Source organism: Actinoalloteichus spitiensis RMV-1378 (genome assembly GCF_000239155.1).
In the GTDB taxonomy this organism is placed as follows: Bacteria; Actinomycetota; Actinomycetes; order Mycobacteriales; family Pseudonocardiaceae; genus Actinoalloteichus_B; species Actinoalloteichus_B spitiensis.
On record NZ_AGVX02000631.1, the window covers coordinates 1 to 12,960 of the forward strand.

The following is a 12,960-nucleotide window of genomic DNA, read 5'->3' on the forward strand; positions in this document are numbered from 1 at the left end:
GCACGGGCGACCTCGGCTCGCCGCTCGCGCCTGGGCGCCGCCCACCCGCCGCCCCCGGGGACCGGCAGCCCGGACGTCGCACGGCCGCGGGGCGGCGAGCTCCGGCACCGTGGTGCAAGCAGGGTGCTTGCGGTAGCTAGCGCTCGGGCGTACCGTCGGTGACGCGGAGGAGGTCCGCGCGAGCAGGTTCACGGCGATCGACGACGGGGAGGCGCGCCGATGCCACGGGTCGACAGGGTGGTCAACCAGGCTGTCGCCGACATCGGTGAGTACATCCGCACCCAGCGGAACAACGCACAGATCTCCCTGCGGCAGCTCGCGAGGGCGGCCGGGGTGTCCAACCCCTACCTCAGCCAGATCGAGCGGGGGCTCCGGCGGCCGAGCGCCGAGATCCTCGCGCAGATCGCCAAAGGGCTCCGCATCTCCGCCGAGACCCTCTACGTCCAGGCCGGAATCCTCGACCGGCCGCGCGGAGGGCCGGTGGTGGACGCCATCCACGCCGACCCGGACCTGACCGAGCAGCAGAAGCAGGCCCTGCTGGCCGTCTACGAGTCTTTCCGCGTCGGAGCCGAACAGGCCACCGCGGGTCCCGACGACTCCCCGGTCGGCCGGACCGTCGACCTGAGTGGAGCCGGCGCGGGCGGCGCCCCGCCCGTCGACTCCGAGATCCGACCCCACGACAAGGAGTGATGACCATGCCCGCACTGCCCACCGCTGAGGACATCGACAAGGCGCGCGAGCAGGCGTCCGCCGTCGTGAACGAGGTGCTGTCCCAGGCCCGCACCCCGCTCCTGGCCGTGCTGGGAGCGGGCGACGTCGCGGTGCGGACGGTGCGTGACGCGCTGGAGCGCGCCAGGCAGGAGCTCGCCGAGCGCGCCGAGGCCGCCAAGGGCGGCATCGGTGAACTCCAGCTCGACACCGGTCAGTGGCGGGAGAAGTTCGACCCGGCCGAGCTCCGCAAGCTGGTCGACGCCTACGGCGACGCCGCCGTCCGGATCTACGGCACCCTCGCCGAGCGCGGTGAGGAGGCCCTGGACAGGCTGCGCGCGCAGCCCCGGGTCCAGCAGGCGTTCGACCAGGTCGAGTCCGGTGTGGACACCGCCCAGGAGCGGGTGGGGGCCGTGGTCGAGGACGTCCGCGAGCTCGCGGACGACGTCCTGGGCACAGTGAGCCGGAGCAGCCGGTCCACCGGGGAGAAGGTGGCGGTGGCCACGACGAGGGCCGCCGACGAGACCGCCCGCGCCGTGCGGGACACCGCCGAGGAAGCGGCGGAGGCCGTCACCGAGGCCGGTGCGGCCACCGCGTCGGCGGCGCGGAGCACCAGCAGGAAGGCTGCCAACCGCACACCGAGGAAGGCGCCCACCGGCGCTGCTCGGCGCAGCCCGCGGAAGAAGGACTGACCCGGCGAGGTCCAAGGGGGGCCGCTCCGGCGGGGTAGCCTCCCGCTCTGGGTCGGCGGCGTCTCCCGCTCGTGCCGCCCGCGCCGGCCGTTCGTCGGGAGGTGTCGTCCGCCGGCACCGCCAGGATGCCGGGCGGTGCCGGCGGAGGACGAAGCGCCGACCCGTGGTCGACGTCACCGCCGGCGCCGTCGCGGACGCCGGGTGGGGGGCCGACGCTCGGGGACACCCCTTCCGCTCGGCCCGTAGGCTGGGGGCATGTACCAGGGACACCCAGCCCTCGAGCCCATCGCCTGGATCCTGCTGGCCATCAAGCTCGCTGGGATTCCAGTCGGAGCGTTCGCCTTCCTGCACGCGGTGACCCAGCGGGCGGATGCCTTCGTGGCGGCGGACAAGCTGAGCAAGAACGCCTGGATGGGCATCACCGGTGGCGCGACCCTGGTGCTGCTGCTGTTCCACCCGGTCGGACTGGGCACCATGTTCTGGATCGCCGGCCTGGTGGCGGCCCTGGTGTACATCGTCGACGTTCGACCGAGGATCACCGACGTGCAGCGCGGGCCCAGGTGGTAGGAGGCTAGCCTCGGCCAGATGGGCACCTTCACCATCGGATCACTGCGTACCGAGCCCGCGGCGGAGCACGGCGACCTGCTGGCGGCTCCGGTCGCGGCCGCCCTCGCCTCCTTGCCGGCCGAGGTCTCCAGCCAGTTCGGCGTCGTCGAGATCGACCCGGACCACTCCGACACCGCGAGGTTCACCGAACGGTACGAGGTTCCCCTGGACGCCTCGGCGAACTGCGTGGTCGTCTCCGGTCGCCGGTCCGGCGAGACCCGGACGGCCGGCTGCCTGGTGCTCGCCACCACCAGGGTGGATGTGAACGGGGCCGCCCGGCGGCGGCTCGACGTGCGGAAGGCGTCCTTCGCGGCCCAGCGGGACGCGGTGGAGCTGACCGGGATGGAGTACGGGGGCATCACCCCGCTCGGGCTGCCCCCGGAGTGGCCGCTGCTGGTGGACGAGGCCGTGCTGGCGGCTCCGCTGGTGGTCCTGGGCAGCGGGGTGCGGCGCGGCAAGCTCGTGGCGCCGGGTGCCGCCCTGCTCGCGCTTCCGGGCGCCGAACCCCTCCCGGGGTTGGGGGTTCCGGCGGTGTCCTGACCCGTCCGGCGGGCCTGACCGGCGTGCTGCCGCCGGCGTTGGTGACGGCCCCGGGCGCTTCCCGGGCCCCCGCTCCCCCTCCCGGTGTTCGTGGTGCTGGTCAGAACACCACGGTTCGGTTCCCGTGGGTCAGGACCCGGTCCTCGAGGTGCCAGCGAAGGCCCCTGGCGAGGACGACCTTCTCGATGTCCCGGCCCTTGCGCACCATGTCCGCGACCGAGTCCCCGTGGTCCACGCGGATGACGTCCTGTTCGATGATCGGGCCCTCGTCCAGGTCGGCGGTCACGTAGTGGCAGGTCGCGCCGATCAGCTTCACGCCCCGGGCGTGCGCCTGGTGGTAGGGGCGGGCGCCGATGAAGGAGGGCAGGAAGCTGTGGTGGATGTTGAGCACCCGGCCGGCCCAGCGCTGGCACAGTTCCGTCGGCAGGATCTGCATGAACCGGGCCAGCACCACGGCGTCCGGGTCGTGGGAGTCGACGATCTCGGCGACCCGGGTGAAGGCCTCCGCGCGGCGTTCCGGTTCCCGCCCGGAGGCGGGGAAGGGGACGTGGTGGAAGGGGATGCCGTGCGCCTCGGTGATTCCGGCGAGATCGGCGTGGTTGCCGATCACCGCGCGGATGTCGACGTCGAGCTCCCCGGAGGCCACCCTGCCCAGGAGGTCGTACAGGCAGTGCCCGGCCCGGGAGACCAGCAGCACCACACGGCGGCGCGTTCCGCTGTCGCTCACCCGCCACTCCGTGCGGTCCCCCAGCTCGGCGGCGACCTCGGCGAACCGGTCGCGCAGCTCCTCGACGTCGAGGTCGAGGGAGTCGGCCCGCACCTCCTGCCGGGTGAAGAACCAGTTGGTCTCCGGGTCGGTGTGGTAGCCAGCGCCGACGATCGAACCCCCCAGGCGGTACAGGAACCCGGAGATCGCGGCGACGATCCCGGTGCGGTCCGGGCAGCCGAGGGTGATGACGTAGCGGCGGTCTGGCGTGGACATGGTTGCTGAGTCTGTCATTCCGCCGGGGCGGCCCCCGCACTGCCCGGCCCCGACGACGACCACCAGCGGGGGCTCGTTCGCAGGTCAGATGGCGGGCGGGCTGGAGGGGGCCGTGTCGGGCGCTGCTGGTGACCGGGGCGCGACGGTGGGTTCACGCCGACGGGGGACGGGCCGCCGGGCGGTACCGGGCGGCGGGGTGCGCGTCCGTCGTCCGCGACACCGGGCCGGGGCTGAGGAGGCGGTGGGTCAGCGACCTGAACGGATCACCCGCGCCACGCCGGTCCGGGCCGGACGGCGGCGGGTCCCGGGTGGCGTCCGGGTCTGGCGGCCCGGAGGGGCGCGGCGGCCAGCACGTCTCCGCTCAGCCGGGGGCGACGGCCGACCAGTCCACCGTGAGTTCCCCGGCCCGCCACCGGCGGTGGTTGTCCCGGACCGGCCACCCCCTGGCCGCGAGGAGACGTGCGGCCTCGGCCCACCGGGAGCGGGGCCCGAACGGGCTGAAGGGCGCGGCGGTGGCCCAGCAGGAGTTCAGGTCCGACAGCAGCGCGTGGACGCGTTCGCCGGGCACGTTGCGGTGGATGAGGGCCTTGGGGAGGCGTTCCGCCAGGTCGGACGGGGTGTCGATGTGGGCGGGGGAGCAGGCCAGGGTGAAGGTCAGCGGGCCGTTCCGGGAGAGGGTGACCCAGCAGCACCGGCGGCCGATCTCGTCGCAGGTGCCCTCTACGAGGAGCCCACCCGGCGCCAGGCCGGAGATGATGGTCGACCACGCCGTCAGCGCCTCGGGTTCGGTGTACTGGCGGAGCACGTTGAACGCCCGCACCAGCACCGGGCGCTGACCGGCGAGTTCGAAGCCTCCCCGCGTGAAGCGGAGCCGGGGTGGGTCGGCCAGTCGGACGGCGTTGCCGACGCGCTCCCCGTCGATCTCCAGGCCCAGCACGCGCACGTCGCCGCGCACACCGGTGAGGCGCTCGGCGAGCTCGACGGTCGTCACCGGTGAGCTCCCGTAGCCGAGGTCGACCACGAGCGGGTCCTCGGCCGACCGCAACACCTGGGACACCCAGGGCGTGCCGCGCATCCAGCGGTCCACCCGCCGCAACCGGTTGGGCGCGGTGGTGCCCCTGGTCGGCACGCCCAGCGCGCGGGCGCGGCCTGCCGCCAGTCTGGGCGCTCGCTTGGCCATCGCGATGTCCTCCCGCCTCCCCACCCGGCTGCCCGGGTCCAGGACCCAGGGGGCCAGGGCCGTGGGGAGGTGTTCGCTCCTGGAGACGCTGCCCGCGTCCTTGCCGTGACGGGATCAACCGCGTCGCCGGCGGGCGATGCGGTCCAGGGTGAAGCGGGACTCCGCGTCGAGCAGTGCGGTGACCTGTTCGGCCACCGCCTTCTCCACCATGCCGCCCACGAGCGGGAGCCGGACCGTGACCTGGCCCGCACCCCGCAGCTCCGCGCCCCCGTCCACCGGGCGGATCGAGGTGGTGGCGTCGATGGTGGCGGGCGTGTCGGCGACCCTGGCCGCCATCGTCCCCACGTAGCCCTCGCCCTCGCGCCGCCAGGTCTCGGTGCGTTCGACGGTGATCCCGTTCGGGGCGATCGAACGCACCGCCGCCGGCAGCCCCCGGGAGGAGATGCCGTGCCGGAAGACCGCGCGGGAACCGCTGTCGTCGCTGGTCAACCCGACCAGTTCCGCCGAGGAACCGCCGAGTTCGGCCAACCTGTCCCGCAGGTACGTCTCGTCGACCAGCACCGCGTGGAGCTCGGCGGGGGAGAGGGCGTCGGCGTGGAGGGTGAACTGGATGGGGCGTGCCATGGCAGCACAGATTACCGTTGGCGTCCGTGACTACTCGTTCGTCCGGCGAGGCCCTCGGCGTCGCCGTCCCCCTCGCCGAGCACACCACCCTCCGCCTGGGCGGGCCGGCGGCCCGCCTCGTAGCGGCGACCACGCCGGAGGACCTCGTCGAGGCGCTGCGGCGGGCCGACGCCGACGGTGATGACGTCCTCGTCCTCGGTGGCGGGTCCAACCTGGTCGTCGCCGACGAGGGGTTCCGCGGGACCGTGGTGCGGGTGGCCACGACGGGGCGGCGAGCGGACCGCGTCTCCGACGGCACGGTCCAGCTCACCGTCGAGGCGGGTGAGGACTGGGACGCGGTGGTCGCGTCGGCCGTCGCCGACGGGCTCTCCGGCGTGGAGTGCCTCTCCGGCATTCCGGGGAAGGTGGGCGCTGTCCCGGTGCAGAACGTGGGCGCCTACGGCGTGGAGGTCGCGGAACTGCTCGACTCCGTGGACGTCTACGACCGCCGCGACGGGTGCGTCCGCACGGTGCCCGCCGCCGACCTGGGGCTGGCCTACCGGACGAGCCGGCTCAAGGGCAGCGCCTCGTCGGTCGTCCTCCGCGTGCGCTTCGCCCTCGCTGACAGCGGTTCGTCGGTGCCCATCCGGTATCCGGAGCTGGCCAGGGCGCTCGGTGTCGAACTCGGCGATCGGGTGCCGCTGGCCGCCGCGCGGGAGGCGGTGCTCGCGCTGCGCGCCGGCAAGGGCATGGTGCTGGACCCGGCCGACCACGACACCTGGAGCGCCGGGTCGTTCTTCACCAACCCCCTGGTGGCCGACGAGGCGGTCCCCGAGGTCCTCGGCCGGATCGCCGAGCGGCTCGGCGTGGAGGCGCCGGTGCCGAGGTACCCCGGTGGGCCGGGGCGCACCAAGTTCTCCGCCGCGTGGCTCATCGAGCGGGCGGGCTTCCGCCGGGGCCACCCGGGCCCCGGCGGCCGGGTGGCGTTGTCGAGCAAGCACACGCTGGCCCTGACCAACCGGGGGACCGGGAGCACCGAGGACCTGCTGGCGCTGGCCGCTGAGGTCCGCGACGGTGTCCGCGCGGCGTTCGGCGTCGTGCTGGAGCCGGAGCCGGTGTTGGTGAACTGCGCGCTCTGAGCCCCCGGCGGTGGGGTGGACCGTGGCCCGGCCCCGCCGGACCCGCGAGGGGAACCGGTCAGGGCGGTGGCCGTGGTGGCCCGGCCCCCGGGCGGTGGGTGCCGTCAGGTCCGCCGGCGGGCCCGGGTGGCCGAGTGCTGGTCCCGGGGCTTCAGCACGATCTGGTCGATGTTGACGTGCGAGGGCCTGGTGGCGGCGAAGACGATGGTCTCCGCCACGTCGCGCGCGGTGAGCGGTGTCAGGCCCTGGTAGACGGCGTCCGCCCGCGCGGTGTCGCCCTCGAACCGCACCAACGAGAACTCCGTCTCCACCATGCCGGGGCAGATCTCGGTGAACCGGACGGGGTCGCCCAGGTGTTCCCCGCGCAGCGTGCGGTGCAGCACGGCCTGCGCGTGTTTCGCGGAGGTGTAACCAGAGCCGTTGTCGTAGGCCTCCAGCGCCGCGATCGAGGTGACCGTCACCACGTGCCCGTCACCGGAGTCGATGAGCTTGGGCATGAGCGCCCTGGTCATGCGGAGGGTTCCGAGGACGTTGGTCTCCCACATCCACCGCCAGTTGTCCTCGTCGGCCTCGTCGACGCGTTCCAGACCCCGTGCGCCGCCGGCGTTGTTCACCAGCACCCGGCACCTCGGGACCTCGGCGCAGAAGGCGTCGACGGAGTCGGCGTCGGTGACGTCGAGGCGGTGGGCGGAGCCGCCGATCTCGGCGGCCAGCTCGGCGCACCGGTCGAGGCGACGGGCACCCAGGACGACGTGGAACCCGGCTTCCGCCAGGCCGCGCGCGGTGGCCTCGCCGATGCCGGCGCTGGCTCCCGTCACGACCGCCACCGGCTTCCCGGCGGCTAGGTCCGCCGGCGGAGGGGTGTGGTGCGGCGTCTGCTGGTCTTGGCTCATGACGCCGATCGTGCCTGACTCGCCGGTGGTGTGTCAGCGTGGGCCAGCGGGAGCCCCGGCCTCGGGAGGCCGGGGCCGGTGCCTCAGTCGAGCAGGTTGAGGTCGCCCAGGATCATGTCGAGGTCGACGGCGTTCGCCAGCTGGACCGCGCCGGCGCTGTTCGGGTGGATGCCGTCGTGGACATCCCATTCCGGGAGGATCCGGCTCTGGTGGTCGGGGTCGCGGATGGCCGCGTCGAAGTCGACGACGCCGTCGAACTTGTCGGAGGCGCGGATGCGGCGGTTGATCTCCTGCCGGTTCTCCTCCAGGTGCGGCTCCCAGCTGAACCAGCCCTCGAACGGCGTGATCGTCGCCATGTAGAAGAGCATTCCGCGTTCGTGCGTGCGGTCGGCGAACTCCTCGAAGGTCGCCATCAGCAGGTCGAGGTCGGTGGTCTGCGGCGGGTGCTGCATGTCGTTGATGCCGGCGGCGAAGAGGACGGCGTCGGCGCCGGGCAGGTCGAGTACGTCGCGGTCGTACCGTTCCAGGACCCGCTGCCCCCCGTAGCCGGACGAGGTCAGCATCCGGTTACCGGACATGCCCGCGTTGGCCACCGAGAGCCGGCGCGGCCCGTACTCGTCCACGATCCGGCGGGACAGCACGTCGGACCAGCGGTCCGAGCCCTTCGAGAAGTCGACCCCGACACCGTCGGTCATCGACCCGCCGATGGTCACCAGGGTTCCCGCCGCCGTCTCGGGCACCACCGTGATGGCGCCGACGAGCGGCCGGGTGCTCATCGTCTTCTCCTCGACCTGGAACGGTCGGCCGTTGACGTTCTCGGTGTGGTCCCCGGTCGCGATGCGGCTGTGCTCCCCGGCGAACGAGTGGGTGGTGACCCGGCCGGTGGGCCCCGGCAAGTAGAAGGACACCGCGACGTCCGCCCCGTCGGGGATGTCCATCCTCGCCAGGTCGGTGTACACGCTCTCCCCGGGAGCGAGCGTGAAGGAGGTCTCCCGCTCCACGCGCAGTTCGGTCAGACTGGCCGGGTTGATGCCGCCCTCGCGGTCGGTGGCCAGCGCGATGGTCACCCGGCCGACGTGCAGCTCCTCGTGGCTGAAGGTGTTGTCGAGCCGCACGCGGACCGCCGAACCACCGGAACTGACCCGCATCCGGGTCCGGATCGTGTTGTCGGTGAAGCCCTCGAACTCCCGTTCCCGTTCCTGGGCTGCCTTGGGTGAGGCGGTGAAGGTCGTGATCTCCCGTTCGACCGAGACTTCGGCACCGGCGGGTAGCGCCCGTTCCAGCGTCGTCTCCGGGACCACCGCGCATCCGGCCACCAACAGGCATGTGCCCGTGACCGCCGCGAACCACCGTCGGCGCACCATCATCTCCGTCCTCATGCCGCTGACTGCTCGTCGACTCGCGGACGACGTGAACACCGGGGATCTGGGACCGGACCGCAGATCCGCTCCGGATTCGCCTCGGGCGCCACGCGACCGGCTCGGCGAGTTGCTGTCGAGAAGAATAGACAACCCCGAGATCAACACGGGCCGCCACGGTGCCGGAACGGTGGGCGACCGCCCCGTGGCCGTGGCGTTCAGCGGGGGAGGAGCGCCTCCACCGGCACCGACTCGCCGACGAGCGTGTACCCGCGCTGGTTGAGGTGCAGGCCGTCGCCGAGGTCGAGGTCCGGTCGGACGAGCTCCGGCTCGTCCGGGTCCCGGAGCAGCGTGTCGAGGTCGAAGACGGCGTCGTACTCGTCGGCGTGGGTCCGGATGAGGGCGTTGACGCGGGTTCGCGTCGTCTCGAGTTCGGGCTTCCAGGTCTCCCAGTTCCCGAAGGGGGGGATGGTGCACACGACGACTCGCATTCCCGCGTCCCGGCTCTGCCGGGCGAGGTCGTCGATGGCGTCGAAGAGCGTCCGCGCGTCCGTTTCGTGGGGTGTCTGCTGGATGTCGTTGGTGCCCACGGCGAGGATGACGGCGGCCGCGCCGGGCAGGGACAACACGTCGGTGTCGTAGCGGTCGAGGAGGGGCGGGCCGCCCCCGACCGATCCGAGGAGGATGCGGTTGCCCGACAGGCCCGAGTTGGCGACGGCCAGCCGTTGCCCGGGTGGCAGGGCGAGCAGGCGGTCGGCGAGGACGTCGGGCCAGCGACCGGACTCGGGGAAGTCGACGCCGAGGCCGTCGGTCAGTGAGCCGCCGACGGCCACCACCGTGCCGCTGGCCTCGGAACCCAGCACCAGGACCGCGTCCACCACCGGCCGGTGTTCCACGGGGCGGAACCTGTCCGAGGTCGGGTTCCCGGTGTGGTCGCCCCGGGCGAGCAGGGTGGGCTCCCCGCTCATCGGGTGGTTGCCCAGCGGCCCGGTCGGTCCGGGCAGGAAGAGGCTGATGTGGAGCCGGGAACCGTCGGGCACGACCAGGCCGGCGGGATCGGTGTAGCGGTGGTGGCCGGGGGGGACGGTGAAGTCCGACCGTCCCTCGAGCAGCAGCGGCCGGACGGTCCCGGGGAGCGAGGACCCGTCGAACCCGTCGGCCCGGGCGACCGAGGCGGCCCCGATCCGCAGCGGCCGGTCGCCGTAGGTGTTGTCCAGCCGGACCCGGACCCCGGAACCGCCGGCGCTGATCCGGACCATCGTGCGCAGCGTCACGTTGGCGAAGCCCAGCTCCTCCCGTTGGTTCGGTTGGGCCGGCATCTGCGGCGCCGCCCAGGTCGTCACCCCGGAGGCGGGCACCGGCTCGGCGCCGCCCGGGGACAGCGGAGTCGGGGGCACCACGGGTTCCGCCGACACGAGAAGGCCCAGGCAGCACAGGGCGATCAGCAGGAGCCGGACCACGGCGCGACCCCCCTCGGTGCTCTCTCGCCGTCAGCGCGCGCCGACCGGGCAGACGTGCGCTGACGTTGCCCTGGCGGCGTGGCCAGGGTAGACACCGGTCGTCCTCACCCAGGTGAGCGACTGATCACGGCCCTGCGGGGGGCTGGAAGCTCCACCGCCTCGTTTGTGTTGCAGTTCCATGACAGGCAGCGAGTAGCGGGGCGCGGGCAGGCCCGGAAAGGTTGACTACACGTGGCTAAGCGTGGGTTCGTGTGCGCGACAACCGCGCCGAGTTCGACTCGCTGGTACCAGCGGTTCCTCCGGTCGGGGAGGGGCTCCTCGTGAGCGGCTTGTTACCAGGGGTGGCTGGTTCGCCGGAACCGTCGGATCCTTCCGCCATCAGTGGTTCCCCCCGCAGGGTGGCGCTGTTGTCGCTGCACACCTCGCCGTTGGAGCAGCCGGGGACAGGTGACGCGGGCGGGATGAACGTCTACGTGCTCCAGACGGCCCGTCGGCTGGCCCGGCGCGGCGTGGAGGTGGAGGTCTTCACCCGGGCCACGTCCTCCGACCACCCGCCGCTGGTGCGGGTGGAGCCGGGGCTGCTGGTCCGCAACATCATCGCCGGGCCCTTCGAGGGCCTGGACAAGAACGACCTCCCCGCCCAGTTGTGCGCGTTCGCCGCCGGAGTGCTGCGGGTCGAGGCCAGGCACGAGCCCGGCTACTACGACCTGGTGCACTCCCACTACTGGCTTTCCGGCCAGGTGGGGTGGCTCGCCAGGGAACGCATGGGAGCGCCGCTGGTCCACACGGCGCACACCCTGGCGAAGGTGAAGAACGCCGCGCTCGCCGCTGGTGAACCGGCCGAGCCCCGGGTGCGGGTGATCGGGGAGCAGCAGGTCGTCGACGAGGCGGACCGCCTGGTGGCCAACACGCGGGTGGAGGCCGAGCAGCTGGTGCGGCTCTACGGCGCCGACCCCGCCGCCGTCGTCACCGTCGAGCCCGGGGTCGACCTCGACTGCTTCACCCCGGGGGAGCGGTCGGAGGCGCGACGCACCCTCAGGGCGGCCGGGGTGGCGCTCCCGCCGGACGCGGTCGTGCTGACCTTCGTGGGGCGGATCCAGCCGCTGAAGGCACCGGACGTCCTCCTGCGGGCGGCGGCGCGGCTGCTCGCCGAGGAGCCGCACCTGCGCGGCAGGCTGGCCGTGCTCGTGGTCGGCGGGCCCTCCGGGTCCGGCCTCCAGGAGCCCGAGGCCCTCCAGAAACTGGCGGGGGAGCTGGGGATCACCGACCTGGTGACCTTCCTGCCGCCCCGGACCGGCGCCGAGCTCGCCGACGTCTACCGCGCCTCCGACGTCGTCGCCGTACCCAGCCACAACGAGTCGTTCGGCCTGGTGGCGCTGGAGGCCCAGGCCTGCGGGACGCCCGTGGTGGCCGCGGACGTGGGTGGGCTGTCCGTCGCGGTGGTGGACGGGTCGACGGGGCTGCTGGTGCCCGGTCACGCGCCGGAGGACTGGGCGGTGGCGTTGCGCGCCGTGGCGCTGCCCGGGGCGGGATCGCCGGGTGCGGTCTCGGAGCCGGTGCGCTCCCGGGCGGCCGGCGTCCGCCCGGAGAACGCGGTGCGCCACGCCAGCGACTTCTCCTGGGACCGCACCACCGACGGGTTGCTGCGCGCCTACCGGGAGGCTGCCCTGGCCTTCGGTCGTAGCGTGGGCGACGCTGGTGGGGACAGGAACCGGCACGGGCGGCGGGAGGTCGAGGGGTGAGCGTGGAGACGGACGGACGTCCTCCCGAGGAGACCGCGCGGACGGTGGAGCGCGCGCTGCGCGACCGCGACCTGGACTTCGACCACGCCGCACCCGGCCGGTTCCTCGTGCGGCTGCCGGGGGAGCGGAAGCAGCGGACGAGCTGCTGGCTCGTGGTCGGGCGTCACGGGTTGCTCGTCGAGGCGTTCGTGTGCCGTCGACCGGACGAGAACCAGGGCGGGGTCCACCACTTCCTGCTCCGGCGCAACGCCCGGCTGTACGGGGTGCACTACACCGTCGACGAGGACGGGGACATCCACCTGGTGGGGAGGTTGTCCCCGCACGCCGTGACCGAGGACGAGCTGGACCGGGTGCTCGGTCAGGTGGTGGAGGCGGCCGACGGCGACTTCAACAAGCTCCTGGAGCTGGGCTTCGCCGAGGCGATCCGCCGGGAGTGGGCCTGGCGGACGTCCCGGGGTGAGTCCCGGGCCAACCTCGCCGCCTTCGAGCACCTCGTGCGCGACGGAGGCTGACGCCGCCGGGACGACCGGCCGGAGCGGCCCGGTGCGCGGCGGAGGAGTGGCAGGGCGGGGCGGCTTGGGAGAGAGGGGGAGTCACGAACTCAAGCCGCCCCGCCGTGAGGTCCCGCCACTGCGGGTTCCCTGGCGGGGGGCACCTGGGAACCCGGACGGGCCGTGGCCTGACGGGGGAGGCAGACCACGGTGCACCCTCTCGAGATCGGGGAGTGCGTGGGAGCCGATCGAAGAGAGTGTTGCCAACTTGGCAGAATCGACGACCTGGGCACAAGCCCATCGCGCTACTCCATTCGAGTGGATCTGCGCGGGCATCGTAACGTCGCGGAGTCAAAGCCCCGTAACGTAACCGCCCGACCCGACCTCGATCACACTGCTGGGCCAGGTCAGTGAGTACTTCTGTGTTCTAGTGACTGCCCGTGTTGGATGACGTGGGGCGTGGGCCGGCGACCCGCGCGCCCGGTCACCCGGACGCCGCCCTTGCCGCTCCGGCAACCCCGGCCGCCCCTCGGAGGCCGGCCGGGCGCGGCGGTGGGAACACCGCC

At 73.3% G+C, this 12,960-nt stretch carries 13 protein-coding genes; 7 read left to right on the forward strand and 6 right to left on the reverse strand.

Translation table 11 applies throughout. The features are described 5' to 3' along the window. The first annotated feature begins 219 nt into the window (after positions 1-219). From ACTIDRAF_RS30665 to ACTIDRAF_RS0223025, 4 genes are all read left to right on the forward strand, one after another. A complete protein-coding gene (locus ACTIDRAF_RS30665) occupies positions 220-690 on the forward strand; it encodes a helix-turn-helix domain-containing protein (RefSeq protein ID WP_016701059.1) in 471 nt (156 codons plus the stop codon). After that, positions 690-1,400, forward strand: coding sequence for a hypothetical protein (locus tag ACTIDRAF_RS30670; protein WP_016701060.1), 711 nt, complete (start codon positions 690-692; stop codon positions 1,398-1,400). Before ACTIDRAF_RS30665 ends, ACTIDRAF_RS30670 begins: the two co-directional genes overlap by 1 nt. A 255-nt stretch (positions 1,401-1,655) precedes the next feature. After that, positions 1,656-1,967 carry a DUF2516 family protein gene (locus tag ACTIDRAF_RS0223020; RefSeq protein WP_016701061.1) on the forward strand — a complete coding sequence of 104 codons (312 nt, stop codon included), beginning with the start codon at positions 1,656-1,658 and terminating at the stop codon, positions 1,965-1,967. 18 nt (positions 1,968-1,985) lie between these two features. After that, positions 1,986-2,546, forward strand: coding sequence for a YbaK/EbsC family protein (locus tag ACTIDRAF_RS0223025; RefSeq protein WP_016701062.1), 561 nt, complete (start codon positions 1,986-1,988; stop codon positions 2,544-2,546). Positions 2,547-2,646: 100 nt separating this feature from the next. Here ACTIDRAF_RS0223025 and purU read toward each other — a convergent pair whose 3' ends face one another. From purU to ACTIDRAF_RS30675, 3 genes are all read right to left on the reverse strand, one after another. Next, positions 2,647-3,528: a formyltetrahydrofolate deformylase gene (gene purU, locus ACTIDRAF_RS0223030; RefSeq protein ID WP_016701063.1), complete on the reverse strand. Its 882-nt coding sequence runs from the start codon at positions 3,526-3,528 to the stop codon at positions 2,647-2,649. Positions 3,529-3,889: 361 nt separating this feature from the next. Then, complete coding sequence (locus ACTIDRAF_RS0223035; RefSeq protein ID WP_039789016.1) at positions 3,890-4,708, reverse strand: methylase; 819 nt, start codon at positions 4,706-4,708, stop codon at positions 3,890-3,892. A gap of 114 nt (positions 4,709-4,822) precedes the next feature. Next, entirely contained in the window at positions 4,823-5,332 is a 510-nt protein-coding gene (locus ACTIDRAF_RS30675; RefSeq protein WP_016701066.1) for a DUF2505 domain-containing protein, read from the reverse strand. Positions 5,333-5,349: 17 nt separating this feature from the next. Between ACTIDRAF_RS30675 and ACTIDRAF_RS0223045 the strand changes: the two genes are divergently transcribed. Beyond that, the gene (locus ACTIDRAF_RS0223045; protein ID WP_016701067.1) at positions 5,350-6,450 is read left to right on the forward strand and encodes a UDP-N-acetylmuramate dehydrogenase; all 1,101 of its coding nucleotides are present in this window, start codon (positions 5,350-5,352) and stop codon (positions 6,448-6,450) included. Between the two features lie 104 nt (positions 6,451-6,554). Here ACTIDRAF_RS0223045 and ACTIDRAF_RS0223050 read toward each other — a convergent pair whose 3' ends face one another. The 3 genes from ACTIDRAF_RS0223050 to ACTIDRAF_RS0223060 all read right to left on the reverse strand — a co-directional run bounded on the left by ACTIDRAF_RS0223050 (position 6,555) and on the right by ACTIDRAF_RS0223060 (position 10,161). Further along, entirely contained in the window at positions 6,555-7,343 is a 789-nt protein-coding gene (locus tag ACTIDRAF_RS0223050) for an SDR family NAD(P)-dependent oxidoreductase (RefSeq protein WP_052168942.1), read from the reverse strand. Between the two features lie 83 nt (positions 7,344-7,426). Further along, positions 7,427-8,722, reverse strand: coding sequence for a GDSL-type esterase/lipase family protein (locus tag ACTIDRAF_RS30680; RefSeq protein WP_016701069.1), 1,296 nt, complete (start codon positions 8,720-8,722; stop codon positions 7,427-7,429). Between the two features lie 197 nt (positions 8,723-8,919). Further along, the gene (locus ACTIDRAF_RS0223060) at positions 8,920-10,161 is read right to left on the reverse strand and encodes a GDSL-type esterase/lipase family protein (RefSeq protein ID WP_016701070.1); all 1,242 of its coding nucleotides are present in this window, start codon (positions 10,159-10,161) and stop codon (positions 8,920-8,922) included. A 377-nt stretch (positions 10,162-10,538) separates the two neighbouring features. Between ACTIDRAF_RS0223060 and mshA the strand changes: the two genes are divergently transcribed. Continuing rightward, positions 10,539-11,903, forward strand: a complete 1,365-nt coding sequence (mshA, locus tag ACTIDRAF_RS0223065) for a D-inositol-3-phosphate glycosyltransferase (protein ID WP_052168943.1) — start codon at positions 10,539-10,541, stop codon at positions 11,901-11,903. Positions 11,904-11,947: 44 nt separating this feature from the next. Continuing rightward, the gene (locus ACTIDRAF_RS0223070) at positions 11,948-12,415 is read left to right on the forward strand and encodes a type III secretion system chaperone family protein (RefSeq protein ID WP_026066414.1); all 468 of its coding nucleotides are present in this window, start codon (positions 11,948-11,950) and stop codon (positions 12,413-12,415) included. Positions 12,416-12,960 lie beyond the last annotated feature (545 nt).

Bases quoted from the DNA above. Each gene is read 5' to 3' on its own strand.
- ACTIDRAF_RS30665 (WP_016701059.1), top strand. From the start codon at position 220: ATGCCACGGGTCGACAGGGTGGTCAACCAGGCTGTCGCCGACATCGGT.
- ACTIDRAF_RS30670 (WP_016701060.1), top strand. From the start codon at position 690: ATGACCATGCCCGCACTGCCCACCGCTGAGGACATCGACAAGGCGCGC.
- ACTIDRAF_RS0223020 (WP_016701061.1), top strand. From the start codon at position 1,656: ATGTACCAGGGACACCCAGCCCTCGAGCCCATCGCCTGGATCCTGCTG.
- ACTIDRAF_RS0223025 (WP_016701062.1), top strand. From the start codon at position 1,986: ATGGGCACCTTCACCATCGGATCACTGCGTACCGAGCCCGCGGCGGAG.
- purU (WP_016701063.1), bottom strand. From the start codon at position 3,528: ATGTCCACGCCAGACCGCCGCTACGTCATCACCCTCGGCTGCCCGGAC.
- ACTIDRAF_RS0223035 (WP_039789016.1), bottom strand. From the start codon at position 4,708: ATGGCCAAGCGAGCGCCCAGACTGGCGGCAGGCCGCGCCCGCGCGCTG.
- ACTIDRAF_RS30675 (WP_016701066.1), bottom strand. From the start codon at position 5,332: ATGGCACGCCCCATCCAGTTCACCCTCCACGCCGACGCCCTCTCCCCC.
- ACTIDRAF_RS0223050 (WP_052168942.1), bottom strand. From the start codon at position 7,343: ATGAGCCAAGACCAGCAGACGCCGCACCACACCCCTCCGCCGGCGGAC.
- ACTIDRAF_RS30680 (WP_016701069.1), bottom strand. From the start codon at position 8,722: ATGAGGACGGAGATGATGGTGCGCCGACGGTGGTTCGCGGCGGTCACG.